The sequence below is a fragment of the Pedobacter sp. B4419 genome (genome assembly GCF_059693725.1).
Genome location: NZ_JCASSL010000001.1, coordinates 2,233,607 through 2,259,203 on the forward strand (window position 1 = coordinate 2,233,607; position 25,597 = coordinate 2,259,203).

Annotated in this window: 22 protein-coding genes; 12 read left to right on the plus strand and 10 right to left on the minus strand. The window is 42.2% G+C overall.

The window, feature by feature from the left end; genetic code table 11:
• Nucleotides 1-118 precede the first annotated feature (118 nt).
• The 3 genes from nhaA to AC570H_RS09345 are packed head-to-tail and all read left to right on the plus strand — an operon-like array spanning nucleotide 119 to nucleotide 2,584.
• Nucleotides 119-1,309 (plus strand): Na+/H+ antiporter NhaA, encoded by a 1,191-nt coding sequence (gene nhaA / locus AC570H_RS09335; RefSeq protein ID WP_497353992.1) that lies wholly within the window; start codon nucleotides 119-121, stop codon nucleotides 1,307-1,309.
• Between the two features lie 47 nt (nucleotides 1,310-1,356).
• A complete protein-coding gene (locus tag AC570H_RS09340) occupies nucleotides 1,357-2,076 on the plus strand; it encodes a helix-turn-helix transcriptional regulator (protein WP_497353994.1) in 720 nt (239 codons plus the stop codon).
• A gap of 49 nt (nucleotides 2,077-2,125) precedes the next feature.
• Nucleotides 2,126-2,584 (plus strand): GyrI-like domain-containing protein, encoded by a 459-nt coding sequence (locus tag AC570H_RS09345; RefSeq protein ID WP_497353996.1) that lies wholly within the window; start codon nucleotides 2,126-2,128, stop codon nucleotides 2,582-2,584.
• A 115-nt stretch (nucleotides 2,585-2,699) separates the two neighbouring features.
• Here AC570H_RS09345 and trpA read toward each other — a convergent pair whose 3' ends face one another.
• The 4 genes from trpA to trpD form a co-directional block, all read right to left on the minus strand.
• Complete coding sequence (trpA, locus tag AC570H_RS09350; RefSeq protein ID WP_497353998.1) at nucleotides 2,700-3,473, minus strand: tryptophan synthase subunit alpha; 774 nt, start codon at nucleotides 3,471-3,473, stop codon at nucleotides 2,700-2,702.
• A gap of 81 nt (nucleotides 3,474-3,554) precedes the next feature.
• Nucleotides 3,555-4,736, minus strand: a complete 1,182-nt coding sequence (trpB, locus tag AC570H_RS09355; RefSeq protein ID WP_497354000.1) for a tryptophan synthase subunit beta — start codon at nucleotides 4,734-4,736, stop codon at nucleotides 3,555-3,557.
• Between the two features lie 61 nt (nucleotides 4,737-4,797).
• Nucleotides 4,798-5,424: a phosphoribosylanthranilate isomerase gene (locus tag AC570H_RS09360; RefSeq protein WP_497354002.1), complete on the minus strand. Its 627-nt coding sequence runs from the start codon at nucleotides 5,422-5,424 to the stop codon at nucleotides 4,798-4,800.
• The gene (gene trpD / locus AC570H_RS09365) at nucleotides 5,425-6,411 is read right to left on the minus strand and encodes an anthranilate phosphoribosyltransferase (protein ID WP_497354004.1); all 987 of its coding nucleotides are present in this window, start codon (nucleotides 6,409-6,411) and stop codon (nucleotides 5,425-5,427) included. It abuts the gene before it with no gap.
• A 196-nt stretch (nucleotides 6,412-6,607) separates the two neighbouring features.
• Here trpD and AC570H_RS09370 point away from each other — a divergent pair, with 196 nt between their 5' ends.
• Together AC570H_RS09370 and AC570H_RS09375 are read left to right on the plus strand one after the other, a co-directional pair.
• Nucleotides 6,608-7,552, plus strand: a complete 945-nt coding sequence (locus tag AC570H_RS09370) for an ion channel (protein ID WP_497354006.1) — start codon at nucleotides 6,608-6,610, stop codon at nucleotides 7,550-7,552.
• Between the two features lie 263 nt (nucleotides 7,553-7,815).
• Nucleotides 7,816-8,382: a DUF4377 domain-containing protein gene (locus AC570H_RS09375; RefSeq protein WP_497354008.1), complete on the plus strand. Its 567-nt coding sequence runs from the start codon at nucleotides 7,816-7,818 to the stop codon at nucleotides 8,380-8,382.
• A 7-nt stretch (nucleotides 8,383-8,389) separates the two neighbouring features.
• Here the strand turns inward: AC570H_RS09375 and AC570H_RS09380 are convergent, their stop codons facing one another.
• The 3 genes from AC570H_RS09380 to recR all read right to left on the minus strand — a co-directional run bounded on the left by AC570H_RS09380 (nucleotide 8,390) and on the right by recR (nucleotide 10,860).
• Nucleotides 8,390-9,226, minus strand: coding sequence for an alpha/beta hydrolase (locus AC570H_RS09380; protein ID WP_497354010.1), 837 nt, complete (start codon nucleotides 9,224-9,226; stop codon nucleotides 8,390-8,392).
• Nucleotides 9,227-9,370: 144 nt separating this feature from the next.
• Nucleotides 9,371-10,186, minus strand: coding sequence for an SDR family oxidoreductase (locus AC570H_RS09385; protein ID WP_497354012.1), 816 nt, complete (start codon nucleotides 10,184-10,186; stop codon nucleotides 9,371-9,373).
• A gap of 56 nt (nucleotides 10,187-10,242) precedes the next feature.
• Complete coding sequence (gene recR / locus AC570H_RS09390) at nucleotides 10,243-10,860, minus strand: recombination mediator RecR (RefSeq protein ID WP_497354014.1); 618 nt, start codon at nucleotides 10,858-10,860, stop codon at nucleotides 10,243-10,245.
• Nucleotides 10,861-11,383: 523 nt separating this feature from the next.
• On the opposite strand from recR, the gene AC570H_RS09395 reads away from it, so the two are divergent.
• A complete protein-coding gene (locus tag AC570H_RS09395) occupies nucleotides 11,384-12,862 on the plus strand; it encodes a sodium:solute symporter (RefSeq protein ID WP_497354016.1) in 1,479 nt (492 codons plus the stop codon).
• Between the two features lie 17 nt (nucleotides 12,863-12,879).
• Nucleotides 12,880-13,587, plus strand: coding sequence for an LOG family protein (locus tag AC570H_RS09400; protein ID WP_497354018.1), 708 nt, complete (start codon nucleotides 12,880-12,882; stop codon nucleotides 13,585-13,587).
• A gap of 65 nt (nucleotides 13,588-13,652) precedes the next feature.
• On the opposite strand, the gene AC570H_RS09405 is transcribed toward AC570H_RS09400, so the two are convergent.
• Nucleotides 13,653-13,841 (minus strand): helix-turn-helix domain-containing protein, encoded by a 189-nt coding sequence (locus AC570H_RS09405; RefSeq protein ID WP_497354020.1) that lies wholly within the window; start codon nucleotides 13,839-13,841, stop codon nucleotides 13,653-13,655.
• A 351-nt stretch (nucleotides 13,842-14,192) separates the two neighbouring features.
• Between AC570H_RS09405 and AC570H_RS09410 the strand changes: the two genes are divergently transcribed.
• The 3 genes from AC570H_RS09410 to AC570H_RS09420 are packed head-to-tail and all read left to right on the plus strand — an operon-like array spanning nucleotide 14,193 to nucleotide 20,052.
• Nucleotides 14,193-15,509, plus strand: coding sequence for a TlpA family protein disulfide reductase (locus AC570H_RS09410; RefSeq protein WP_497354022.1), 1,317 nt, complete (start codon nucleotides 14,193-14,195; stop codon nucleotides 15,507-15,509).
• A gap of 21 nt (nucleotides 15,510-15,530) precedes the next feature.
• The gene (locus AC570H_RS09415; RefSeq protein ID WP_497354024.1) at nucleotides 15,531-18,704 is read left to right on the plus strand and encodes a SusC/RagA family TonB-linked outer membrane protein; all 3,174 of its coding nucleotides are present in this window, start codon (nucleotides 15,531-15,533) and stop codon (nucleotides 18,702-18,704) included.
• Between the two features lie 16 nt (nucleotides 18,705-18,720).
• Entirely contained in the window at nucleotides 18,721-20,052 is a 1,332-nt protein-coding gene (locus tag AC570H_RS09420; protein ID WP_497354026.1) for a RagB/SusD family nutrient uptake outer membrane protein, read from the plus strand.
• Nucleotides 20,053-20,089: 37 nt separating this feature from the next.
• On the opposite strand, the gene AC570H_RS09425 is transcribed toward AC570H_RS09420, so the two are convergent.
• Entirely contained in the window at nucleotides 20,090-21,289 is a 1,200-nt protein-coding gene (locus AC570H_RS09425) for a GAF domain-containing sensor histidine kinase (RefSeq protein WP_497354027.1), read from the minus strand.
• Nucleotides 21,290-21,470: 181 nt separating this feature from the next.
• Here AC570H_RS09425 and AC570H_RS09430 point away from each other — a divergent pair, with 181 nt between their 5' ends.
• Entirely contained in the window at nucleotides 21,471-24,296 is a 2,826-nt protein-coding gene (locus AC570H_RS09430; protein WP_497354029.1) for a lantibiotic dehydratase, read from the plus strand.
• Here the strand turns inward: AC570H_RS09430 and AC570H_RS09435 are convergent.
• Nucleotides 24,229-25,254, minus strand: coding sequence for a sensor histidine kinase (locus AC570H_RS09435; RefSeq protein WP_497354031.1), 1,026 nt, complete (start codon nucleotides 25,252-25,254; stop codon nucleotides 24,229-24,231). The two genes, AC570H_RS09430 and AC570H_RS09435, sit on opposite strands and share 68 nt — an antisense overlap.
• 190 nt (nucleotides 25,255-25,444) lie before the next feature.
• On the opposite strand from AC570H_RS09435, the gene AC570H_RS09440 reads away from it, so the two are divergent.
• Entirely contained in the window at nucleotides 25,445-25,594 is a 150-nt protein-coding gene (locus AC570H_RS09440) for a hypothetical protein (RefSeq protein WP_497354033.1), read from the plus strand.
• The last annotated feature ends 3 nt before the right edge of the window (nucleotides 25,595-25,597 follow it).

Sequence of the window (25,597 nt, forward strand, 5' to 3'; positions counted from 1 at the left end):
AGCCTCAACTTAGATGTCCTATGGCAAAAAATGTCCCCTATTCCTTCCTACCTCCCAAAAGGGGATAGCTTGACGCTTAAGACTAAAAACTCTCAACTGAAAACTGTATTTTTAAGCCATGGCAAAAAAGATCAATCTCAGTATTTTTAAGGAGTTCTTTCAATCTGGAAAAATAGGTGGCATACTCCTGTTGATCTGTGTGGTAGTTTCTTTGTTTATTGCCAATTCAAGCTCGGCCACAGCTTTTTCTGCTTTTTTATCAAAAAATTTAGGCTTTCAAATCGGCAGTACATCGATCAGTTATAGCATTTCGGCATGGATCAATGATGGGCTGATGGCAATTTTCTTTTTGTTGGTTGGCTTAGAAATCAAGCGCGAACTCTTAGAAGGCGAGCTATCGAGTGTAAAAAAAGCTTCCCTGCCGGTTTTGGCTGCACTTGGTGGCATGATCGTTCCAGCACTCATCTATTTCCTATTTAACCAAGGCACTGCCACGGCTTCAGGCTGGGGTATTCCGATGGCTACCGACATTGCCTTTGCCTTAGCCATCATCGCGATGCTTGGCAAAAATGTTCCCGCTTCGCTTAAAATTTTTCTGGCTGCCTTGGCCATTGCCGACGACTTGGGTGCAATTTTGGTCATCGCTGTTTTTTATACCGAACAGATCCACTGGACCGAACTTTTTATTGCAGGTGGTATTTTTGCTTTCCTGTTGTTGCTCAATTATTTCAAGGTTAAGCATTTGGTCTTTTACCTTATTCCGGGTTTGTTTTTATGGTATTTTGTACATCATTCAGGTATTCATGCCACCATTGCCGGGGTGTTGTTGGCCTTTACCATTCCAACCAACAATACAGCCAGCCTATCTCCACTCGAAAAACTAGAGCATAGCTTAACCATCCCCGTCAACTACCTGATCATGCCTATTTTTGCCCTGGCCAATACCAATATCACCTTTCAAAAAGAAATGATCGATGGTTTGGTTTCGCCATTAGGCTTGGGTATCATTGTTGGCTTATTTGTCGGGAAAACAATAGGCATCAGTTTCTTCTCTTGGCTAGCCGTAAAAACCAAACTGGCTAAATTGCCATCGGGCGCTAACTGGAAGCATGTTATTGGTGTAGGCATGTTGGCTGGCATCGGTTTTACCATGTCTATTTTTATTGCTCTGCTTTCATTTAACGATGCCCTGTTTGTGGTAGAAGCCAAATTTGCCATCTTATGCACTTCTGTACTGGCCGGAATTGCAGGTTTTACCTATTTAATGAGCGTAGGCAATAGATCAAATAAAAATTTTAAGAACCAATAATCCATTGCTTATTTCTCTTATTTTTACAGTTCCTCACCAAAAACCTTATGCCCAACAACCCCAAACGCCTGCCAAGGCTCACGGCTATTTTAACGCAATTGCAGACCAAAAGACTGCTCACTGCTACCGAATTGGCCGAAAAGTTTGAGGTGAGCATCAGAACCATTTACCGTGACATCAGGGCTTTGGAAGAATCGGGGGTACCGATTTTAACCGAGCTAGGCAAAGGCTATTCCATCATGGAAGGCTATCGCGTACCACCCATTATGCTTACCGAAAGCGAAGCCAATGCCTTGGTTACTGCCGAACAGCTGATCCGCCAGAATAAAGATTCTTCTTTTGTTCGCGAATACATCGAGGCCATTAACAAAATCAAATCGGTTTTGCGTTACAATACCAAAGACAAGGCGAACCTGCTGGCAGAGCGGACTATATTTGCGCATCACGACGAGAGCTTTCATACCAGCAATTACCTTTCGTGCATTCAGCTGGCATTGACCAATTTTAAACCTATCCAGCTCAATTACTGCACAGTTGAGGGAAAACAAACTACGCAAAGAGTAGTAGAACCATTTGCCATTTACAATAGTACCCAAGAAAATTGGTTGCTGATTGCCTGGTGCAGGCTAAGAAAAGATTACCGTGCTTTTCGCATGGACAGAATGTCTAACCTGGAGGTGCTTTCAGAAACCTTTGAGCCACATCAGCTGACCTTGGAAGAATATGTTGAAATTTGTAGACAAAATTTCGAAGCAGCCCTGACATAGGGTTGTCACTTGCTCGTTTTATTTTTGGGTTCAACAAGATTCAATTCCCATGAGCACTCAAACAATCAAACCCTTTTACGTTATAGGCATTAGCGTAAGAACAACCAACGAAAACGGCAAATCAGCACAAGATATCCCAGCCCTTTGGCATCAGTTTCTAAGCGAAAGCATTGGCGATCAGATCCCTAACAAGATCAGTCAAGACATTTATTGCCTCTATACAGATTATGAAAAGGACCATACCCGTCCCTATACTACTTTGTTGGGCTATCAGGTAAGCGATTTAAATCATATTCCTGCCGGATTAGTTGGCAAAAGCGTAAATGAAGCCAATTATGCCAAATATGTGGCTCAAGGCAACCTGCAAGAAGGTGCAGTTCTGAATGCTTGGACGGAGATCTGGAAATCAGATCTTCCAAGGGCATTCGACACCGATTTTGAAGTGTATGGCACTAAAGCACAAAACCCAATGGATGCAGAGGTGGATATTTTTATTGGCCTAAAATAATTGGTCTAAAAACTTCCACATTTGTTGGTGTCCTTCATCAACAAGTCTAAACCGTATCTAATCGTGAAGAATGACAGCTTAAAGAGATTGCTTCACTCCTCGCAATGACGATTTACTAGGATCTAAACTCCTTCATAAAATCCTTCACTTGTGCTTCTACCTGATCGCCATTGGCCAGGCATTTGACAAAGGCACTGCCGATAATGGCTCCGCTGGCATATTCATTGGCTGAGTCGAAAGTTTTTCTATCGGAAATACCGAAACCGATCATCAATGGATTTTTAAGCTCCATGGCTTTAATACGCGAAAAATAAGCAGTTGCACTGGTTGAAACATCAAGGTTTTTGCCTGTAGTAGCTGATGAAGACAACAGGTAGATAAAGGCATTGCTCAAGCCATCGATCTTGCGGATGCGTTCTTCTGAAGTTTGTGGCGTAACCAAAAAGATATTGCTCAAGCCATTTTTCTCGAATTCTTCTTTGTACAATTCTTCATACTCGTACATGGGCAAATCGGGAATAATGCAACCATCTACCCCTACTTCGGCACAAGCCTTGCAGAAATTGGCTACCCCAAACTGTAATACCGGATTGACATAACCCATCAATAAAATAGGAATGGTGATGCTTTTACGCAGGTCTTTCAACTGTTCGAAAAGCAAATGCAAGGTCATGCCCTGATCCAAGGCTTGTTTACTGCTGGCCTGGATAACCGGACCATCGGCTACCGGATCTGAATAAGGAAAGCCTATTTCCAGAAAATCGGCGCCAGCCTCTTGCAAAGCGGTTGCAATTTGCAGGGCACTATCCAATTGCGGATAGCCTGCGGTATAATAGATAGAAAGGATATCTTTCTTTTTATGCTGAAAAAGTTGTTGTAAACGGTTCATGTTAGGGGTATCGCGTTTGGCGTTAGGGGTATTGCGTTTGGCGTTTGATTTATCGCTGTACGCTATACGCTTATCGCTCTACTATAAATTAAAATATTTCATATAAGTTTCCATGTCCTTATCGCCACGGCCGGAGAGGCAAACCACTACATTTTCGCCGCCTTTAAATTCCATCTTTTCTAAATAAGCCAAAGCATGGGCGCTTTCTATCGCTGGAATTATGCCTTCCAACTGAGTGAGCAATAAGCCGGCTTGCAAAGACTCGTCATCCGTAATGGAAACATATTGGCCACGGCCGGTTTTGAACAAATGTGCATGTTGCGGACCAATGCCTGGATAATCCAGTCCTGCAGATACAGAATGTGGCTCTACCACCTGTCCATCTGGCGTTTGCATCAAAATGCTTTTGCTGCCATGCAACACACCTTCCTTTCCCAAATAAGTGGTTGCGGCAGAAAGTCCGCTGTCTACTCCCTTACCCGCAGCTTCAACGGCAATCAGTTTTACGCTTTCATCGTTGATAAAATGATAGAACATCCCCATCGCATTGCTGCCGCCACCTACACAAGCCAATACATAATCTGGCAATTCACTGCCTGTTTGCTCTTGCAATTGTTTTTTGGTCTCTTCTGAAATAACCGACTGGAAAGTAGCGACCATATCGGGATAAGGATGTGGACCAACTACCGAACCAATAATGTAATGGGTATCAACCGGATTATTGATCCAGTCGCGCATGGCCTCATTGGTGGCATCCTTTAAGGTTTTGCTACCCGAAGTAGCTGGAACTACTTTTGCGCCCAACATCTTCATTCGTGCCACATTAGGTGCCTGACGTTGGATATCCACTTCGCCCATGTAAACCACGCACTCCAAGCCGCGCAAGGCACAAACTGTTGCAGTTGCTACACCATGTTGTCCTGCCCCAGTTTCGGCAATGATTCGTTTCTTGCCCAAGCGCTCTGCCAACAAAATTTGGCCAATGGTATTGTTGATTTTATGCGCACCGGTATGGTTCAAGTCTTCACGTTTGAGAAAGATATTGGCCCCGTATTTTTTCGAAAGGCGATTAGCCAGGTATAAAGGTGAAGGGCGACCAACATAATCCTTGAGCAAGGCTCTAAATTCCTGCTGAAAACTCTCTTCTTTTAAAATTTTGAGGTATTCCTGTCTCAGTTCTTCCACATTTGGGTAGAGCATCTCTGGAATGTAGGCGCCTCCAAAATCACCGTAATAGCCTTTATCGTTTACAAAGTAGTTCATAGTTATTTTTATTTTTTCCTCACTGCTTCCCCCAAAGGGATAGATTAAAATCGAGGGAGGATTATTTGTTCATTGCTGTTATAAATTCTTTTAATTTGGCCACATCTTTCAAACCCGCCTCCAGCTCAAATTTGCTGTTCACATCTATGGCGTATAACCGTGGATCATTCAATTGCTTCAGGGTCTCAGCCTGCTCCAATCCGATTCCACCACTTAAAAAATAGCGCTTGTCTAAAGTATATTTGGCTAATAAAGTCCAATCGAAAACCTTTCCAGAACCTCCATGGATGGGCGTTTGGGTATCGAAAAGAAAATAGTCGACCACAGGCTCATAAGCCTCTAATTGGTCAAAATCAAAATCTTCGCCTATGCCAAAAGCCTTGATCACTGTTGTACCCGTTTTGGCAAGCTCGGCACAATAAGCCACATCTTCATGCCCATGCAACTGTACCGCCTTTAAATTGTACTTGATCACCAAGGCGATCACCCTTTCCAATTCTTCATCTACAAAAACACCGGTAGTTTTAATGCTCGATGGCACATATTTAATCAATTCGGCCGAAACCTCACTAATGCAGCGTGGCGATTTTGAATAAAAGATAAAACCCATGTAATCGGGTTGCAACTCTGCTACCGAAGCAATATTCGCTGCTTCCCGCATGCCGCATATTTTAAGTTTCGCTTTCATTTAGCCTACTAATTGTTTAAAGCTATGTAATGCCTTTTTGCCCACCAATGATTCTTCTGCTTCATAATAGCAATCGGCAAAGGTACTGCCCTGCTTAATGGTTTGGATGGCCAAGGCCGCGTTGCACAGCACCACATTGGTTTGCGCATCTGTTCCCTCGCCATTCAGGATATCCATAAAGATCTTGGCCGATGTTTCTACCGTATCTCCACCTTTAATTTCCTGCTCGTTGATCTCTTCAAAGCCTAAATCACTGATTTGCGTCAGTACTTCTCCTTTTTTACTGAACGATTTGAAATCGCAGGTCATCGAAACCTCGTCAAAACCGTCAACCGCATGGATAATGGTATAGTTTTTATCGGTCTGTTGGTATAAATAAGCATATAAACGGGCCAGCTCTAAGCTAAATACGCCTACAATCTGGTTTTTAGGCTGCGCCGGATTAACCATAGGTCCCAACATGTTAAAGAAGGTCTTCACCCCTAATTCCTTGCGGATAGGTGCAACGGTTTTCATCGCCGGATTAAATAAAGGTGCATGCAAAAAGCAGATGCCCGCTTTATCCAGACTCCTTTTCAGGCTGTCTTCATCATTGGTAAAGCTATAGCCCAAATATTCCATCACGTTAGAAGAGCCACAGCCAGACGATACGCCATAGTTGCCATGCTTGGCCACTTGATGACCCGCGCCAGCCACCACAAAAGAGGCCAGGGTAGAAATGTTAAAAGTGTCTTTTCCATCGCCACCTGTACCGCAAAGGTCTACCAGCTCAAAACCCGAAAAATCTACCTTGAGGCATAAGTCGAGCATCGAGTCCCTAAATCCCTGCAATTCTTCTACAGTGATGTTGCGCATGCAGTAAGCCGTAATAAATGCGGCAATCTGCGAGCTGTTAAATTCTCCCAAAGCAATAGAAGTTAGGATTTTCCTGGCTTCTTCTCTGCTAAAAGTCTTGTTTTCAAATAAGTGGTTCAGTATTTTCTTCATGGGTATCAAATAAAAAAGGTTGCCTTATGAGCAACCTTCTATATATTTTATAAAAATAAACGTACAAAAAAAGGTCACATCACGCTATTGCGTTATGCCACCACCAGTTTTTATTTGCGTTTACTTGAATCATTCTGTAGCAAAGATGGAATAGTTTTTATTATTTGCAAAATCTTTCTTAAAATTATTAAGAATTATGTCTTTTATTAAACGAAAATCGCATCATGACGACGACCTTGGCTTTGGCAACAGGCCAATGGGCAAAGACCAGCGCATGATGAATGCCAACGGCACCTCTAATATCAAACGCATCGGTTTGCCTTTCTTCCGCTCGTCCGACACCTATAATTGGCTCATTTCCATGTCGTGGGGCAAGTTTCTATCCGTTATTTTCATTGCCTGGCTAGTTGTAAATATCCTATTCGCCTTTGTGTATGTGGGTGTTGGCATCGAAAACCTAAAAGGAACAGACGGACTTACTACACGCGATCATTTTTTTGATGCCTTTTTCTTTTCTGCCCAAACCATTTCTACCGTAGGCTATGGCCATATCAGTCCGAGTGGATTTATAACCAGCTGCATTGCCGCGTTCGAATCGATGCTGGGTTTGCTGGCTTTCGCTTTGGCCACTGGTTTATTGTACGGCCGATTTTCACGCCCCAACGCCAAGATTTTGTACAGCAAAGACATGGTGGTTGCACCCTATAAGGATAGCACTGCGCTCATGTTCAGGCTGGCCAACTACCGCAATAGCCAGCTGATCGAAGTTTCGGTACAGGTGGTTTTTACCTATAATGAAATGGTAAACGGAAAAAAAATGAGAAGGTTTATGCCATTGGAACTGGAACGAAGCAAAATCGGGCTGTTAAATTTAAGCTGGACAGTGGTTCACCCCATCAATGAGAAGAGCCCGCTTTTTGAAAAAACCAAAGAAGAGCTGACCGAGGCAGAAGTAGAACTGCTTATTTTGATGCAGGCATTTGACGATACTTTTTCTCAAACCGTGCACAGCCGTGCCTCTTACCTGGACGAAAACATCATCTACAACGCCAAGTTTGCCCCTGTTTTCTTTCATGACGACAATGGGGTAACCACGATAGACCTATCCCGGCTCAATGCGATTGAGCTGCTTAGCCGATAGTAGATAAGTAGCTGGCGGTTTGCAATGATCAGTTTTGAAGCGCAATGCCTCTGATAAAGATTAAAGGCAATCCAGCTTTCCGCTCTATCTTTTTTGCTTAAAGGCAAAAAAAGGATGTCGCTTCAATCTGGGCTATTTTACCTGGGTCAGTGCAGGAAAAACTTAAAAATCAAGCACTATAATTGTTTAAAAAAGACCTTATTCGATTGCTTGTTTTGCATAATATATTTGTTACATTTGAATAATACACACAACTAACCTAAATGAAAACTACTATTACTTACCTAAAAGGGCTATTCGCTCTTTTTCTATTTGTGGCGATTTTAAGCTCTTGCGAGAAGAGAGAACAGCCCATCCAAATTCGGATCAACCAATTTAAGCAAACAGCCGTAGCCACATCTCCAAGCCTGGTACTTTCGGCACAACTTGGAAATGATATTGGAGGCAATAAATGGACCCCAATGTCTAATCAAATTGTTGGCTTTGACTATGAGGAGGGCTATGTTTATGATCTTTTGGTAGTAGAAACCGAAATCAAGTACCCACCTACTAGCGGTGTTCCGAAGGCCTATCTGCTTAAACAGGTGCTCTCGAAAACGAAAGTTGAACCAAATGTTCCTTTTAATCTTGATTTAAAGCTGGATGTGGTAAAATTCATCAATGGCAATGAAAATACCGGCTATAACATTTTAGACGAGGTCAAAATCGATTGTGGCAACCTGTGTGGCGAGCTGAAGCAGGTTTTACAATCAGATGCCAAAAAACTGAGCGGCACATTCACTTTAAACGACGATGGCTCTATCAAATTGGTAGAATTGCTAAGCGAATAGCTCGCAACTATTTAACTTCCTGCAAAAAGCCCAAAATACTTTTATACAACTGATTGCCTCCAAAAATCATTTGGCTGATCATGCCTACATGTTTTTTGCCTTCGATGACATTAAGCTCTATTGGAACGTTCTGGGCCTGCAGCAAAGTTTTAAGCCTTTCTGACTGGATCTTAATAGCTTCATAGGTTTTGGTACCATAAAAAACAAGATGTGGATTGCTGATGTTCTTTACATAAAACAAGGGCGATCCAGCCTGCCAGGTCTTGTTTTCTGCACTAAAGGTCCTGATAAAATCTACATAATAATGGTCTTTTTCGGCTTTGCTAAGGTATTCTTCCATGTCTAAGCCAAAGGGATCATCAAGAATTAAGCCTTTAACTGGATTTTTGATCCCCAGCGAATCAAAATATTGCGGGTCGGCGTTGATCAGCTCACATAAATGTCCGCCAGCCGAATGGCCCATTAAGAAAATACGATCTGGATTTCCGCCATATTTCGAGATGTTATCCTTTACCCATTTTACAGCCTGGGCACTTGCCTCAGCCATTTCCTTATAGGTTGCCTGTGGCGCCAAAGGATAATTGATAATGGCCGTAACTACTTCCTTTTTCGCAAAATTTCGCCCTAGCCACCAATAGGTTTCCTTCCTTCCGCTACTCCATGAGCCACCATGGATAAAAACAATAACGTCTCGCTGTTTGGTACTGTCTTTTTGGTAATACACATTCAGGCTATGGCTTTCATCTCCTGTATTGGCATAGCTGATGTTTTTCTCTACCCTAACCTGAGCCGAAACGCTAAAAGCTTGTAGCAAAAAAGCAATCACCATTATTTTGAATCTCATTGGAGGTTTTAGGTTGTGAATTAGTTGTGAGTTATAAGTTATAAGTTGTGAGTTGTAGGTTATAAGTTCTGAAAGAGAGAGGTAACACCCATTTTCCATCTTCCATTTCACCTCTTCCATCTCACCTCTTCCCTCTTTCCCCTCTTACTTAATCAAGGGATTTTTCTCTTTGGCAAACAGCTGAAAAACTTTTTTATCGGTAAATGCCGGGAACAGTTTGTTCATCCATACGGCCAGCTTGCCTTGGCCAGTCATGATGAGCGTGCGTTTGCGCTGTTCAATGCCATCGCTAATGCGACTGGCCACTTCTTCAGCAGTCATCATTTTGCCTTCTTCCATACTGGTTTCGCCATGTGCATTGCCATCTTTTGATAAAGCAGCCACGCGGATATTCGAGGTGGTAAAGCCCGGGCAAGCCACCATAACGTGTACGCCTGTTTTGAGCAATTCGGTGCGCAAGGCCTCCATAAAGCCATTCATGGCAAATTTAGACGATGAATAGCCCGTTCTGCCAGGCAAACCTCTGTAGCCGGCAATAGAAGATACGCCAACTACACTGCCTTTGGTTTTCAGGATTTCTGGAAGGGCATATTTGGTGCAATATACCGTGCCCCAAAAGTTAACGTCCATCAGGTTTTTAAGCACAGATAAGTCGAGGTCGTTAAACAAAGCCCGCATCGAAAGGCCCGCATTATTAATCAGCACATCTATTTGGCCAAAGGTGAGCAAGCTCTGTTTGATCAGGTTTGCACAATCTTCTTCCTTGCTTACATCGGCTTGTACGGCCAAGGCTTTAACGCCATATTGCTTCTCTAAATCGGCAGTGATTTCGCAAAGCGTTACATATTGGCGTGCACCCAGCACCAAATTGGCACCTCGCTTAGCCAATTCTTCGGCCAAGGCCTTGCCTATGCCAGACGAGGCTCCTGTAATAATGACGGTTTTGTTCTTGAAATTCATTCTATTTTCTGAAATAAGCTGTAAGCTCCTTTGGAGCTGTATGTATCAATTGTCTGCTATTTGATCAATGAATTTTCATAAGGCACACGGGTAAGAATAGAGCGGCCAAGGGTAATTTCATCGGCATATTCCAATTCTCCGCCAAAGGCAATACCCCGTGCTATGGTGGTAATGGGGATCTGAAAATCCTTTAGCCGTTTATGGAGGTAGAATAAGGTGGTATCGCCTTCCATATTGGCACTCAAGGCCAAAATCACCTCTTTAACCGGCGTTGTAGCCACACGTTGCACCAAACCATCGATTTGCAGATCTGAGGGGCCAATTCCATCCATCGGCGAGATCAAGCCACCAAGTACATGGTAAACTCCAAAATACTGGTTTGTATTTTCGATGGCCATTACATCGCGGGTATCTTCTACCACGCAAATGGTTGCTGCATCCCTTTTAGGTGCCGTACAAATGCTACAGGTGTCATGGTCTGAAATGTTATGGCAAATTCGGCAATGTTTGATCTCTTCTTTTAGCCGAATGAGCGTACGACCAAAATGTGCTACTTCTTCCTGCTCCTTATTTAGCAGATGCAATACCAAACGTAAAGCAGTTTTCTGCCCTACACCGGGCAATTTTGCAAATTCGTTTACCGCATCTTCAAGCAGCTGGGAAGAAAAATTCATCTACAAATTTAATCAAAAGTTAGTCGGTAGTCAATAGCTTAGGACGTTGTTAGTTTTTAGTTGCCAGTTGTCAGTTTTCAGTTGTCAGTTATGAGTTAACAACTAGAAAGTCGTCATTGCGAAGAACAAAGTGATGAAGCAATCTCTTTCAAGTAAGTTGTCTATTGTTAGTTGCCAGTTGTTAGTCTGGGTTCATAGTTCGTAGTCAATAGCCTGAAATCAATAACCAGTTGTCATTTGCCAGTTGCCAGTTTACAATTAACAATATAGCAATTCAACAATCCAACAATTAAATAGCAATAAGCTAATCCTCAAATCAGCTAATGAGTTTTCAGTGGCCAGTTTACAATGAACAATGTAGCAATTCAATAATGAGCTAATCAGCCAATAAACTAATCGGCTAATGAACAATGACACAAATGAACTAATGAACTAATGAACCAATAAACTAAAAGTTAAAACTTACCAACGCTATATTGATTTGAAACTGTAAATACTTACATTTAACAGCTAAATATAAATTATGAGTCCAACGATACTTTTATCTTTCTTATTGGGTTATTTTGCCTTGCTGATAGGTGTAGCCTATTTTACTTCGAGAAACAATTCAGACAACGCCTCTTTTTTTATTGCCAACCGGAACTCAAAATGGTACCTGGTAGCCTTCGGAATGATTGGTACTGCCCTATCTGGCGTAACCTTTATTTCGGTGCCTGGGGCCGTAGGAAAAAGCGAATTTGGCTATTTTCAGTTTATTCTGGGCAATGCTGTTGGTTTTATCATTATTGCCACCGTTTTGTTGCCCTTGTATTATCGCCTGAACATCATTTCAATTTATACCTATTTAGAAAGAAGGCTGGGTTTTTGGAGCTATAAATCTGGTGCCGTTATCTTTTTGATTTCCCGTACCGTTGGTTCTTCTTTTAGGCTTTATTTAGTCGCCATTGTATTGCAGAAATTTATTTTCGATGCATGGAATGTACCTTTCTGGCTCACCATCATCATCTGTTTGGTACTCATTTGGCTATACACCCATAAAGGCGGCCTAAAAACCATTATCATTACCGATACCCTGCAAACGGTATTCTTGTTGCTTTCGGTAGTGCTCTCTATCATTTTTATTGCTAAATCGCTACACCTCGATCTGGCAGGCACTTTTGAAGCAGTAAAAAACAGTAGCTATTCGAAAATATTCTTTTGGGAAGATTTCTTGGGCAGCAAGCAACACTTTATTAAACAGTTTTTGGGCGGTATTTTTGTAACCATCGCCATGACTGGCTTGGATCAGGACCTGATGCAGAAAAACCTGAGCATGAAAACCATTGGCGAGGCCCAGAAGAACATGTTTACCTTTACTGGCGTATTCGTTATCATGAATATCTTTTTCTTGAGTGTAGGCGCTTTGCTTTACCTCTATGCTTCTAACAATAACATTGATGTGGCTGCTTTGCAAACCCCAGATCACCTTTACCCAGAAATTGCCCTGAACCACTTGAATATTATTCCGGGTATTATCTTTATGTTGGGTTTAACTGCAGCTACTTTTGCCACTACCGATTCGGCCCTAACAGCCCTAACTACTTCTTTTTGTGTAGATTTTCTTCATTTCGACAAGAAAAAAGACCAAAATGACCCCAAGCTGGTGAGCGCAAGGCATTATGTGCACGTAGGCTTTTCGATACTGATGGTTTTGGTGATCATGGTCTTTAAATTGATCAATGATGATTCTGTAGTGAATGCAATTTTTAAGGCCGCGGGCTACACTTATGGACCATTAGTTGGTTTATTTGCATTGGGCATGTTCACCAAACGAGCAGTTGCCGATCGCCTTGTACCGTTTATATGCGTGCTATCGCCGATATTATGCTTCTTTATAGACATTAATTCGGTTGGTTGGTTCGGCTATGCACTAGGTTTTGAATTGATCATATTAAATGGTCTAATTACGTTTATATTACTTTGGCTTACCGGTAGCAAATCTACCTTACAGACCAAATTTTAATTTTAATAGCTATAAGAATGACAAGTGAAGAAAAGATAAGAAGTGCTTTTGCCAATAAAGACTGGCAAGAAATAAAAGTAACAGACAGCTGGCAGATTTTTAAGATCATGGCCGAGTTTGTAGACGGCTTTGAGAAATTGGCCAAAATTGGTCCCTGTGTAAGTATATTTGGTTCTGCACGTACCGCCGAAACCAATCCCTATTATCAGATTGCGGTAGAATGTGGCCGTTTGCTAACTGAGCGTGGCTATGGCGTAATTACAGGTGGCGGTCCAGGTATCATGGAGGCCGGTAACAAGGGCGCGCACATGAACGGCGGCAAGTCGGTAGGTTTAAATATCGACCTTCCTTTTGAGCAGTTCCATAACAAATACATCGACCATAACAAATTATTGGAGTTCGACTATTTCTTTGTGAGAAAGGTAATGTTTATGAAATACTCGCAAGGTTTTGTGGTATTGCCTGGCGGGATGGGAACCATGGATGAGCTTTTTGAAGCAATAACCTTGATCCAAACCGGTAAGATTGCCCGTTTCCCTATCGTTTTGGTGGGCACGGCTTATTGGGGCGGCTTGGTAGATTGGATCAAATCGCACATGCTGGAAAAAGAACATAACATCCATGCGGAAGACCTGAACCTGTTCAGATTGGTGGATACAGCCGAAGATGCCGCAGAACACATCTTCAGGTTCTACGACAAATATGTATTGAAACCCAACTTTTAAGAAGATTTATTTTCAAAGAAAAGGTCGACATTGTTTAATGCCGACCTTTTTTATGCTTGTATCGCTTATACGTCTAAGATTTCGCTCACTTTGATTTTCAGGGCATCAGCAATGGTTTTGATGCTACTGATGGAGGCATTGGTCTCAGCCCTTTCTATACGGCCGATCTGCCTGGTATCGAAACCAGTCAATTCTTGGAGTTTTTCTTGGGTGATGTTAAGCTTCTCTCTGATCGCTACTAGCCTCTTCCCCACTTTTTGCAGATATTGCTGATTTTTATGTTGTTTTCCCACCCTACCAAAGTGAAAATATAATAGAAAAAATATTAGGACTTATTTGTCCTTTTCAAATATTTTTTCGTTAAATTTGGTTGAAGCTTATTAGGCTTTAAACAATTGATGACCAATAGCATAAAAACAGGACTGCCCATTTATCCCCTCTTGTCGATGACAAGCAGATTTCCATTGGTCAAAAGGCTCGATAACGTGGCCGACTTTTCTTTCGCAATCCTGATCAGCTTGATCATTTGTTCGCCTGAATAAGTTCAAATAGCTCCTGCTATTTAAAGATAGCCATAATTCATTTTTTAATCTAATCTCTTACCCATGAAAAAAATTACGACCATGATCGTACTGGCTTTGCTATGCTTTGTTTTTTGGACAAAAGCACAAAGTGGCCAGGCGGTCGATATCACCAGCAAAGGCCTTCAAATTGGTCAAAAAATGCCTCCAGTACAGCTTGAGCGTTCTTTTAATTTTCCTAGCAAGGCTTTATCAACGGAAGACTTTAAGGGAAAGCTGCTCATCTTAGATTTCTGGGCTACTTGGTGTTCCCCTTGTGTGGGCATGTTTCCAAAAATGGAACAGCTGCAGGAACAGTTCAAGGACAAGGTGCAGTTCCTCTCGGTTACCTACCAAAAAACGGAGGAAATTAAGGCCTTTCTGCAGCAGCATTATCCCAAACAAATGCTGTCTATCCCTATAGTAAGCAACGACCACAAACTGCATCGCCTATTTCCGCATGTTTACCTGCCTCACTATATATGGATTGATGAGGAGGGCATAATCAGCGCCATTACCGACCATGAAGCTATAGATGCCATGCATATTGAACAAATGTTGGCTAAAAAAGCACAAAATTTTGCAGTCAAGCGCGATACAAATCTAGACATTGATAAGCAAAAACTGTTGCTTGCACAAACCGCTCCCATATTTGAACAAAGCCTGAGCGGCTACAGCTATTTTTCGGGATTTATCGAAGGACTAGCCGCAGGTTATCAGCTCTATCCAAACGATGTTAAAAAAGGCAAGCGTTTTACGGCAACGAATCTCACCTTAATGAATCTTTTCGCCATCGCCTATCGGGATTATGGAAATTTTGGCTACAAGAACATGGTTTTTAAGCTCAAGGATAGTAGCCAGCTGAGCATTGGGGTACCCAAATCAGAATTAAAAAACTGGGCCAAAAAACACAACTATTGCTTTGAAATGGTCACATCGCCAGCACAGAGCGAAGCCAAGCTTTTTTATGAGGCCATGCGTCGCTTATTGGGCGTTTACCTGCCACAGTATCAATCTGCCATTGCTTATCGGCAACAAAACTGCTTGGCATTGGTCAGAACCTCAAACGCCACCAAATTTGCCTGCGCAGCCGATAGTTCCAGTTTTTTAAAGGTAGATGCACAAAGCCTGCAGATCCAAAATCAGCATTTTATGCAATTGATCAGACCTCTAGCTACCTATTACCTGCAAAATCTGCCTTTGCCCATTATTGATGAAACGGGCTATGAAGGGCCTATTAAACTTACAATCCAAGCCAATATGGGCAATGTGCAATCCATTAACGAAGCGCTAAAGGCCTACGATTTGGCTTTGGTAGAGAAGATGGGTTCCTGTCCGATAATAAACATTACAGAAAAATAATCAGAAGCAAAACCTAAACCTATGAAAACCATCTTATTATCACTCTTTTGGGCACTCGCCCTTACTTGCCATGCCCAATTAAAAGGCAAGGTAACCAACACTGATGGACAACCTTTGAGTGGCGTTACTATTCAACAGCAAAATGGCGATTTTCGTACGCTTACTGATGCAAACGGCCGATTTGAAATCAAGTTGGCTCAAGGAGAATACCTGTTCGACTTTAGTTCTATCGGTTATCAGTCCCAGCAACAAAGTTTTAAACTTCCTTCAGCCCAAGAAGCATGGATCAAACTTGAAATTACCACCGAACAACTGCAAGAAGTAACCATCCATACCGGATATCAGCAGTTAAAGCCTAAGCACAGTACCGGATCAACCGTGCAGCTGAACCAAAAGCTACTCAACAGGAGAACCGGCGCTACCATTTTAGAACGCTTGGAGAACATAGTACCAGGCCTCATCTTTACGCAGGTGGGCAATGCGCCTAACAAAATGAATATCAGTATCAGGGGGCAAAGCACGCTCAGCGCCAATACTGATCCTTTGGTAGTGGTGGACAATTTTCCTTATGACGGCGACTTGAGTGCGATTAATCCAAATGATGTAGAAAGCATTACCGTGCTCAAGGATGCCGCCGCGGCATCCATTTGGGGTGCAAGAGCGGGCAACGGCGTGATTGTGATCAGCACCAAAAAAGGCCAATACAACCAAAAAGCACAAATCAGTTTCAGCAGCAATATTGGCATCGCACAAAAGCCTGATATATTTTATGCCAGTAAGATCAACACGGCTACTTATATAGATATCCAAAGACAGCTCTTTAAGGCAGGCTATTACAAAAACGATGAGCTGAACGACCTGAACAATATTTCGCACACGGCCTTCCCCGAAGCAGTTGAATGGCTAATTGCACAGCGCGATGGAAAAATAAGTGCCAATGATTTGGAGCTACAACTCAATCGATTAGCTACCAAGGATGTTCGAAACGACATCAATAAATACCTACAGCAACAGGCCATCAGCCAGCAATATTACCTCAATTGGCGCGGTGGAGGTGCGCAGCATCGCTATGCACTGAGCTTGGGTTATGACCGGCAATCTGGCAGCTTAAAAGGCGATGAACAAAACAGGTTGACCTTAAAAGCCAACGAAAGCTGGAATTTTTTAAAGGATAAGCTGCAGCTGCGTACCGATATCTTTATAGCGCAAAGCCTTCGCGAAAACAATGGAAGCACTTATGTGCACAAACAGCCTTATGCCCTATTGGCCGATGAAAATGGAGCACCTATTCCCGTTCCTACCCAAAGACAGGGCTTTTTAAATGCGACATTGGGCAAAGGCCTCCTCGACTGGGAAAACAGGCCTATTGATGAATTAAAGTTGAGAGACAATAGGCAGCATTTGAGGGATTACCGTTTTAACCTAGGCCTCAACTACAGGGTACTGGATTGGCTCAATGCCGAAATGTTGTATCAATATGGTTTAAGCCATGGTAAAAGCAAGTTTTATTCGCCATTGGAAAGTTATTATACCCGCAACCTCATCAATACCTACACCAAGGTTAATGCCGATGGAAGCCTAACGAGGCCTATTCCATTAGGTGGCATTTTAGACCAGGGATTTGATCAAAGCGAGAGCCATAGCCTAAGGGGCCAAGTTAATGTGCAGCAACAATGGCAAAAGCACCAGCTAATGGCATTGGCAGGATATGAGCTCAAAGATCTCCAGCGTGAGGATAACCAGTATCGCTTGTACGGCTATGATGATGAGCATGCCAGCAGTGCGATTGTGGATTATCTCAGTCTTTTCCCAACCTACAACGTGCCGGCCAATACTCTCAACATCGAAAATAGGGATAGCCAAAACAGTTTCACAGACCGATTCGTGTCTTATTATGGCAATGCGAGTTACAGCTATCAAAACCGCTATTTTTTAACTGCCAGCGCCAGGTTAGACCGCAGCAATCTTTTTGGTGTGGCAACCAATCAGAAAGGCGTACCACTTTATTCGATTGGTGCAGGATGGATCATATCCGACGAAAGCTTTTACACCTTAAAGCCATTGCCCTATCTTAAACTAAGGCTTAGCTATGGCTACAATGGCAATATCGACAAAAGCCTCTCGGCCTATACTACAGCGCGTTATTTTCCGGCAAGTGCTTTCGCCAGCAACAACTTTACCAAGCAGGCTTATGCCCAAATTGTTAATCCGCCCAATCCCGAACTGCGCTGGGAAAAGGTAAAGATCGTCAACTTCGGTATAGACTTTAAAATGCTTGATAACAGGATAAGCGGCAACATCGACGCCTATCACAAACAAGGTCTTGATCTCATCTCGAATGTTTCTTTTCCTCCATCAAGTGGCATATCCAACTTTAAGGGCAATTATGCACAAACCAAAAGCAAGGGCATCGATATCGACCTGCATACCGAAATCATCAAAGGCAAGTTCAGTTGGCAAAGCGACATCAACTTTAGCTTCATCCAAGAAAAAGTAACGAAATACAGCGCAGTAACCTCGGCAGGCAGCTATTTGCTATACGGAACCCCTATGGTGGGCAAGCCCTTATATGCGGTTTACAGTTATGCATGGGCAGGATTGGATCCTTTAACGGGTGATCCGCAAGGTTATTTGAACGGTTTGCCAAGCAACAACTACCTCAATATTCTAAACAGCTATACCCCAGCGCAACTGGTTTTTCACGGCAGTGCACGTCCCACTCAGTTTGGAGCACTGAGAAACACTTTTAGTTATTTGGGATTTGAACTTTCGGCTACCATCAGCTTTAAGCTTGGCTATTACATCAGAAGAAACAGCATTATCTACGGCAGGGATTCGGGCTTAGCCAACAGCCATGGCGATTATAACCAGCGTTGGCAAAAACCCGGAGATGAACTTCTTACCGCTGTGCCATCGGTACCGCTAGTGGCCAATGACCGTAGAGACAGTTTTTACAGCGGTTCAAGCATATTGGTAGCCAAGGGCGATCATATCCGCTTGGAAGACATTAACCTCAGTTATGAATTTCCGGCTTGCCTTTTAAAACGGATCCCTATTAAAAGCCTCCGCATCTATAGCTATGCACGTAACCTTGGCCTCATTTACAAAGCCAACAAAACTACCGAAGATCCTTATTACACCAACAACGGCCCTCAGCCCTTTAACATCTCTTTTGGATTGAGCAGCAATTTTTAACCTTAACCCTACAACCATGAAAACCATAAATTTATTATTCCTCTCTTGTTGCCTAACTTTTGTCTGCAGCTGTACCAAAGATTTTTTGGACGAAAGGCCTTCAAAAGCCTTATTGGTGCCAAGCACATTAACAGACCTGCAGGCCTTGCTAGACAATATCAATGTAATGAACAGCGCTCCTGCCTTGCCTAGCGTGGCTGCCGACGACTATAGTTTGCTAGAGGGCGGGGCTTTAAAGATAGATGCCGTACAAAACGGAGCCTATTTTTGGGCGGATGATGCTTACCAAGGGAATTCGGTTGGCGATTGGAATACGCCCTATCAACAGATCTTCTATAGCAATGTGGTATTGGATGAATTGGAGAAAATCAAAATGACAACCTCCACAGCAAACACCTATAATTCGATTAAGGGAAGTGCCTATTTTTACAAAGCGCTAGCCTTGCATAACCTGTTGCAATTGTTTGCAAAGCCTTATAATGAACAAGCAAACCTTAATCCGGGTCTTCCTGTTCCCTTAACTTCAGATGTAAACGAAAGACCTGAACGCAAAACGCTAGATTACACTTATACATCATTGCTCCGTTACCTTGAAGAGGCAGTCCTGCTTTTGCCCTTAAAACCAAGTACCAAAAACAGGCCTAGCCAACATGCCGCTTATGCCCTATTGGCCAGGGTTCACCTGACTATGCAAAACTATGCACAGGCAGAAGACTATGCAGAAAAGGCATTAGCTATCAATAGAGCGCTCATTGATTATAATACTGCTGTGGCTACCACTACTCCTTTTGGACAGGTTTTACCCAATGGCATAGACGAGGTGATCTTCTATAACAAAAAACTATCTTATGCTTTTTTTACTTCGGGTATCATCAAGATAGAGCCCAGCTTGGCTAGCCAATACCATAGCAATGATTTAAGACGCAAATTCTATTTTAGGGATGGCTCTGGTGGTTCCGTTTCCTTTACCGGCTATGAGGGACTTACTACCGATGAGATGTACCTGATCAGTGCCGAATGCAAGGCCAGAAGAAACAGCACCGATGAAGCTTTGGCATTGTTAAACAGCCTATTGCAAAAACGCTGGAAAACCGGCACCTACGTCAACCTAACAGCTAGCGATGCAAGCGCAGCGCTTAACCTTGTTCTTATCGAAAGGCGCAAAGAACTGGTTGGAAGAGGCCTGCGATGGGCTGACTTAAGGCGTTTAAACCAAGATCCAAAATTTGCTGTCAGCTTAAGCAGAACCTATGGCGGAAAGACCTTCGTTTTACCACCAAACGATAAAAAATATATTTTTCCTATCCCTGATAAAGAAATACAGTATGGTGTAATCGAACAAAACTGATTTTGGAAATTAAGCGTATCGGTACCTACTGATGCGCTTAATCTTGAGTTTGATCTCCAAACAGCCTCAGCGTAAAACAAGTTGTTTCATCGGTTGAGCTTACTTCGAGCCTACCATTATGGGCAAGTGCAATTTCATTGGCAATGTATAAACCCAGCCCTAAGCCTGGCTTTTGAGTTGCTGTGTTTTCGCCTCTTACAAAGGGGTTAAAAAGCTGAGCCATTGATTCCTGAGCAATTTTATTTCCTTTATTGCTAACTGAAAGATTTAAATCCCCCCCACTACCTGTCACTTCTACTTTAATTGGCATGTTTTTTTCACCATGCAAAATCGCATTGCCCAATAGGTTAGAAAAAAGCTGTGCAATTCGCTGCTCGTCGCAATAAACGGTATCGGTTAAATCGAAAGTTACATCGATAACCTGCCCCGGCCAAATCATATCAAGTTCTGTAATTACCTGATTAATGGTATCCTTTAGGCAAGCATGGGCTCTCTTTTCTATTTTGATACCATCACCCAACTTGCCACGTGCAAAGTCGAGGATATTATCTATCAACCCCCTGATCCTTAAAGATGATTTTTGAACAACATTGGCCAAACGCTTGGCTTTATCATCAAGAGGCAAACGTTGCAACACTTGTGCAGCATTGAGCGAAGCACCCAATGGATTGCGCAAGTCATGCCCTAAAATGGCGATAAACTGTTCTCTCAATTTTGCCGTTTCTTGTTCTTCCTTCAATTTTTCTTCTGCAAGAATCAACTCGTTAATCGCATCTAAGTGGAAAGCGATCAACTCTGCAAACAGCCTAAACATCCCCACTACTTCCGGGGTATTGAGCTTTGCCGGCCGAGGGTCTATCGCACACAAAGTGCCAAAGAAAAAGCCGGACTTAAGAATAATCGGAATAGAGATATAACTCTGAAAACCATACATTAAAGGTGTATGGTGTTGTGCAAAACGTTCGTCAGTCGCTACATGATCGATGATGACGGCCTGATGGTGCTGCCTGATTTCATTGCAGATGGTGGTTTCGAGCTTGAGTTCGCCACCTGGAACGAGGCCAAACTGAATATCGTCTTTTACGGCGCAGGCGATCCATTTTGTTTCGGTAACTCTGGCCACCGCCGAGAAGCCCATCCCTGTACTTTTACAAACTACTTCTAGAATATTGGCTACAGCTGCAATGCGATTAATCGCTTCTATGTCAGCCAAAAAGTCTACGGGAATCTGTTGCAAGAATTAAAAATTAATAGGATGCAAGGTAATCATTTAAATTTAACATTAATATTGTCTCAACTACTTTACAATCCCCATAATTTACTTTTTATCGTCTGTTGTGATCCCCGTTAAGGCCTTCTATTGGTTTTACTTGGGACAACTATAGTAATTTTGTTAAATATTAAATGACTTAGCAATCATGAAAATCAATCCTTTTGAGTTTATCCTCTGCCGCGTTCCGGCATTTGGAGTGTCAGACATGCTTGAAAACAAGTGGGCTGACCTGAAAGAAAAAATCAAAGAATCGTCGATGCCTTTTTTTGAGACCATTGAGAATCTCGAAGCAAACGATATTGACCAGCTGCCAGAAAAAACACGCTTTACCTTGTGGAAATATTTTAACAGGGCCAAGTTCCGCTCTACTCCTTTCGGGTCATTTGCGGCTGTAGTGCCTCTTTCCTTGGCAAAGCACCCAACGCAGCTTATCCAAATTAGCAACCAAATCTATTCTCATTACTTTATAGACTGGAGCCGTAAGGAAGACCATATTAAGTCTGTTAAAAAGGTTTTCAAGAGTTCGAAACATTTTTTAAGCAATTCGTCGATTTATTTTATAGGCGAAGAGATTCGATACATCTGTTTTAAAAACCAGGATTTCGAACTGGCTGCAGTTGCGCGTATTCCAGAATTGGAAGCCTTGCTTAACCATTGCAAAACTCCAAGCAGCCTTACTTCGCTCCACGGCCTGATGCAAAACGACTTTGAAATGAATGTGGCCGACACCAATCAGCTTTTAACACAACTCATTGAATTGCAATTACTCCATACAGATGCTTTTCCGAACATTACAGGCGAAGATTATTTTACAAGAATTGGCGAAGAAACAAAATGCCTGCCCAGTGATTACATTATTTCGGAGCGGAAACTGATTAATGGCAATTTCAACCAACAATACCTTAAGGAAGTGCCAGAACTGATCAATTTCCTTACACAGCACCTGCAATCGCCCATCAATTGTGACCTTGCCGATTTCAAGCTTGCATTTTTAAAAAAATTCGAACAAAAAGAAGTGAGCTTAGCCGTTGCCATGGATCCTGAAATTGGTATTGGCTACAGCAAACTGGAGCAACAAAACGGACAAGACAGCCTTATTGTTGACATTAAAGCTGGCCGGCAAAGAAAAAACGAGGTTGGACAATTGGACTATGGCCCCCTGCAATATTTCTTGCTCAATAAAATGATGGCCAGACAAACCATACAGCTCGAAGATTTTAAGGGAGAAGCGTTGTCCAATCAGCCCCAGCTTTCCAATACGTTTAGCGTTGTCTTCCATCTTTTTAATCAGCATCCGGTTATCCATCAAATAGGCGGATGTACCGCAAATGCCTTGCTTGGTCGCTTCACCCTTGCAAATAGCGAAATAGAGGCTTACTGCAAGGAAATGGTACAATTTGAAAAGGAGGCCAACCCTGATATACTTTTTTTTGATATCGCCTATCAGGCAGAGCAAAGGGCTGATAATGTAAACCGGCGAAAAAGGCTTTACGGCCACGAGTTGCCTATCCTTACTTGGCCTTCTTCATCACAACCTTTGGATTTTAACGATATCTTGGTTTCTATTTGCGGGCAAGAGATTGTACTTCGTTCCAAACGTCTTAACAAGCGACTTATCCCAAGAATACCGTCGGCTTACAACTACAGTCGTTCAGACTTGTCTGCTTATCGTTTTTTATGCGATTTGCAGCATCAGGGTTTACATACCAGCCTTGGCTTTAAGTTGCAAAACTATTTTCCGCACCTTGCCTATTATCCGCGGGTCAGCTTTAAGCACATTATTGTTTCGCCAGCAAGTTGGCTGGTACCTGCAAAGCTTTTTAAAGAAAAAGAACCAAATGAAGCCTTAAAAAACCTGAAAACCTGGCTTGCCGAAAATCAGGTTACAGCCATTTTTAAAGCTGGGCACGCCGATCACATCTTATGTTTTGACCCAGCTAAAGACGAAGACCTACAGGCATTTATTTCCTATGGCAAGCAATGTTGTGCCCAGGAAATTTACATTAGCGAAGGCTTGGTTGATGATTCTGGTTGCATAATCGATGAGAAAGGAACTAAACACCTGTCGCAATACATTGCAAACTATTGTCATAAGGAACCCATTTATAGGCCATACGCCAATATTGGCAGAAGCTATTTGGTGCAAAGCCAAAAGCCTGCCTTAGAACTGCCAGGTGGCGAGTGGATCTATTTTGAGCTTTACCTACATCCCAGTCGGAGCAATTCCATCCTTCAGCATGTCATCCGACCATTTTTAAAAACCCATCACAAAAAAATCAGAAAATGGTTTTTCATCAGGTATAACGAACCCAGCGCCCACATTCGCTTTCGCATACATTTAAATAATAAAACCGATGGTTTTTACTTGTTGGATGCCTTTAGGCAATTGATCTTCAGCGATGTGCAGTTGGGCTTTATCCAAGATTTCAAGGTACGCACCTATTATAAGGAAATAGAGCGTTATGGCGCTTCAAAAATCGACTGGATTGAACAGTTCTTCCATGCAGATAGTCAATATGCCTTGAATTTATTAGGCAGAACCAGCAGTAATGAACAGCTTTATCAAGCTACGCTAGCCTTGGTACAGACACTTTGCGAAGAGACATTGCCTTTTATTGGCGATCAGTTGCAATTTGTAAAAGATATTGCCCACAGTTTTGCACTGGAAATGAATATAGACCACGATCATTTTAAGCGGATCAATAGTGAATTTAACGAGTTCAAAAAAAGCGATCAAACCAGCCTTCCCCTGCCTAAAAATGTGTTGCAACCACTCTATAAGCAATTTCAGTTGTTAATGCAGCTATGCAGGGACGAAGCCGAAAAAAAAAGGCTACTCGGCGATCTCATCCATATGCACATCAACAGGTTGTTTATTAGCGATCAACGGATACATGAAACCATTATTTATCATTATCTGTTGAAGATATTGCAGACGAAACGGGCGCTTTCAGCTTTACCAGTGGGATAAACAAACGTACCGCAAAATGATTGTCTTCTGTTCCGTAAGTAAAATCGGTTTCAGCTCCATAGCTATACTGCAAGCGCTTTTTAATATTGAGCAGGCCAGAATTATTGCTGATGTTGCTGGCCTTGGAATTGATGAGGTTATCGGTTTCTAGGTAAAAAGTATCCTCTACTACTGCAATATTAACCTGCGCTACATGCATCGGATCACTCAAATCGCCATGTTTAAAAATGTTTTCTACCAAAGTGAGCAATACCAGCGGGATGAGGTGCAATGCTTTTACATCTTCGGTATAATCAAATTCGAGGTTGAGTTTTTTATCCTTTCTGATCTGGTTGAGGTAGAGCAGGTTTTCTACCTGTTCTATTTCATCTCCCAGTTTTACGTTTACCTGCTCCGAGTCGATCGCATAGCGCATCATCTGTGCCAGCCTGATAATGGCATCGCCAGCTACCGGAGAATGTGCGTTTACATGGTGATAAACGAAATCGAGTGTATTGAATAAGAAATGAGGATTGATTTGGGCCTTTAAAAAAGCATTTTGTGCGTGTATCAACTCTTGCTCGATATTCTGTTGCAAAATGATATTGTTCAATCGTTCCCTTTCCAGTTCCTCATTTTTTTTGCGCTCCTTTAAAAAAGTCTTGATGTAATAATAACCTGTGGAGAAACCCAGAAAATAAATCCCTCGATACAAGTTTTTCAGAAAGAAAGTAGAATCAAGCTTATAAGGTCCGTTCCATTTAATTATATTAATAAAAATGAGCAAAAGATCTGTCCAATAATGGAGCAAAATATAAAGTCCAATTTCTAACGTAATGAAAACAGGAAGTTTCCAAATGGCCTTGATCTTATCTTTGGTTGCCCAGCCCATTACAATATCGGCATGTACATAGAAAAAAACCAAAATAACGATGTAATGAAGAATATAGGTCAAGGGGTGCGAAAAACGCGTAGACATTAACCTAACAACTATCGTTTCGTACAAAATAAATATGACCCATACCAGAATATGTATCCTATTTTTAGAGAACCAGTTTAATATAAAATTTTTCATCAACCTACCTTTACGTATAGAATTATTGCCTTTCTGTATAAGATTTTTCTAGCACACTGAATATCAAGCTAGTTTCATAAAAAAAATAAAAATTATGAAACGCAAAGCATTAAAAATCAGTTCAAATACCTTATTTGTTTATAAATCTGTTAAAGCTTCAAACGGAAAATTCTCAACCGATACCGAAGCTACAACCATGACCGTTACTACTAGTTCACTTACGGGTGGCATCTTCCATAAGTAAAAC

Excerpts from the sequence above, each read along its gene's own strand:
- AC570H_RS09420 (WP_497354026.1), top strand. The coding sequence starts at position 18,721 with ATGAAAACCATAAATTTATTATTCCTCTCTTGTTGCCTAACTTTTGTC.
- nhaA (WP_497353992.1), top strand. The coding sequence starts at position 119 with ATGGCAAAAAAGATCAATCTCAGTATTTTTAAGGAGTTCTTTCAATCT.
- AC570H_RS09380 (WP_497354010.1), bottom strand. The coding sequence starts at position 9,226 with ATGAGATTCAAAATAATGGTGATTGCTTTTTTGCTACAAGCTTTTAGC.
- AC570H_RS09385 (WP_497354012.1), bottom strand. The coding sequence starts at position 10,186 with ATGAATTTCAAGAACAAAACCGTCATTATTACAGGAGCCTCGTCTGGC.
- AC570H_RS09435 (WP_497354031.1), bottom strand. The coding sequence starts at position 25,254 with ATGTCTACGCGTTTTTCGCACCCCTTGACCTATATTCTTCATTACATC.
- AC570H_RS09430 (WP_497354029.1), top strand. The coding sequence starts at position 21,471 with ATGAAAATCAATCCTTTTGAGTTTATCCTCTGCCGCGTTCCGGCATTT.
- AC570H_RS09410 (WP_497354022.1), top strand. The coding sequence starts at position 14,193 with ATGAAAAAAATTACGACCATGATCGTACTGGCTTTGCTATGCTTTGTT.
- AC570H_RS09440 (WP_497354033.1), top strand. The coding sequence starts at position 25,445 with ATGAAACGCAAAGCATTAAAAATCAGTTCAAATACCTTATTTGTTTAT.
- trpA (WP_497353998.1), bottom strand. The coding sequence starts at position 3,473 with ATGAACCGTTTACAACAACTTTTTCAGCATAAAAAGAAAGATATCCTT.
- AC570H_RS09360 (WP_497354002.1), bottom strand. The coding sequence starts at position 5,424 with ATGAAAGCGAAACTTAAAATATGCGGCATGCGGGAAGCAGCGAATATT.
- AC570H_RS09395 (WP_497354016.1), top strand. The coding sequence starts at position 11,384 with ATGAGTCCAACGATACTTTTATCTTTCTTATTGGGTTATTTTGCCTTG.
- recR (WP_497354014.1), bottom strand. The coding sequence starts at position 10,860 with ATGAATTTTTCTTCCCAGCTGCTTGAAGATGCGGTAAACGAATTTGCA.
- AC570H_RS09375 (WP_497354008.1), top strand. The coding sequence starts at position 7,816 with ATGAAAACTACTATTACTTACCTAAAAGGGCTATTCGCTCTTTTTCTA.
- AC570H_RS09415 (WP_497354024.1), top strand. The coding sequence starts at position 15,531 with ATGAAAACCATCTTATTATCACTCTTTTGGGCACTCGCCCTTACTTGC.
- AC570H_RS09340 (WP_497353994.1), top strand. The coding sequence starts at position 1,357 with ATGCCCAACAACCCCAAACGCCTGCCAAGGCTCACGGCTATTTTAACG.
- AC570H_RS09400 (WP_497354018.1), top strand. The coding sequence starts at position 12,880 with ATGACAAGTGAAGAAAAGATAAGAAGTGCTTTTGCCAATAAAGACTGG.
- trpB (WP_497354000.1), bottom strand. The coding sequence starts at position 4,736 with ATGAACTACTTTGTAAACGATAAAGGCTATTACGGTGATTTTGGAGGC.
- AC570H_RS09345 (WP_497353996.1), top strand. The coding sequence starts at position 2,126 with ATGAGCACTCAAACAATCAAACCCTTTTACGTTATAGGCATTAGCGTA.
- AC570H_RS09370 (WP_497354006.1), top strand. The coding sequence starts at position 6,608 with ATGTCTTTTATTAAACGAAAATCGCATCATGACGACGACCTTGGCTTT.
- trpD (WP_497354004.1), bottom strand. The coding sequence starts at position 6,411 with ATGAAGAAAATACTGAACCACTTATTTGAAAACAAGACTTTTAGCAGA.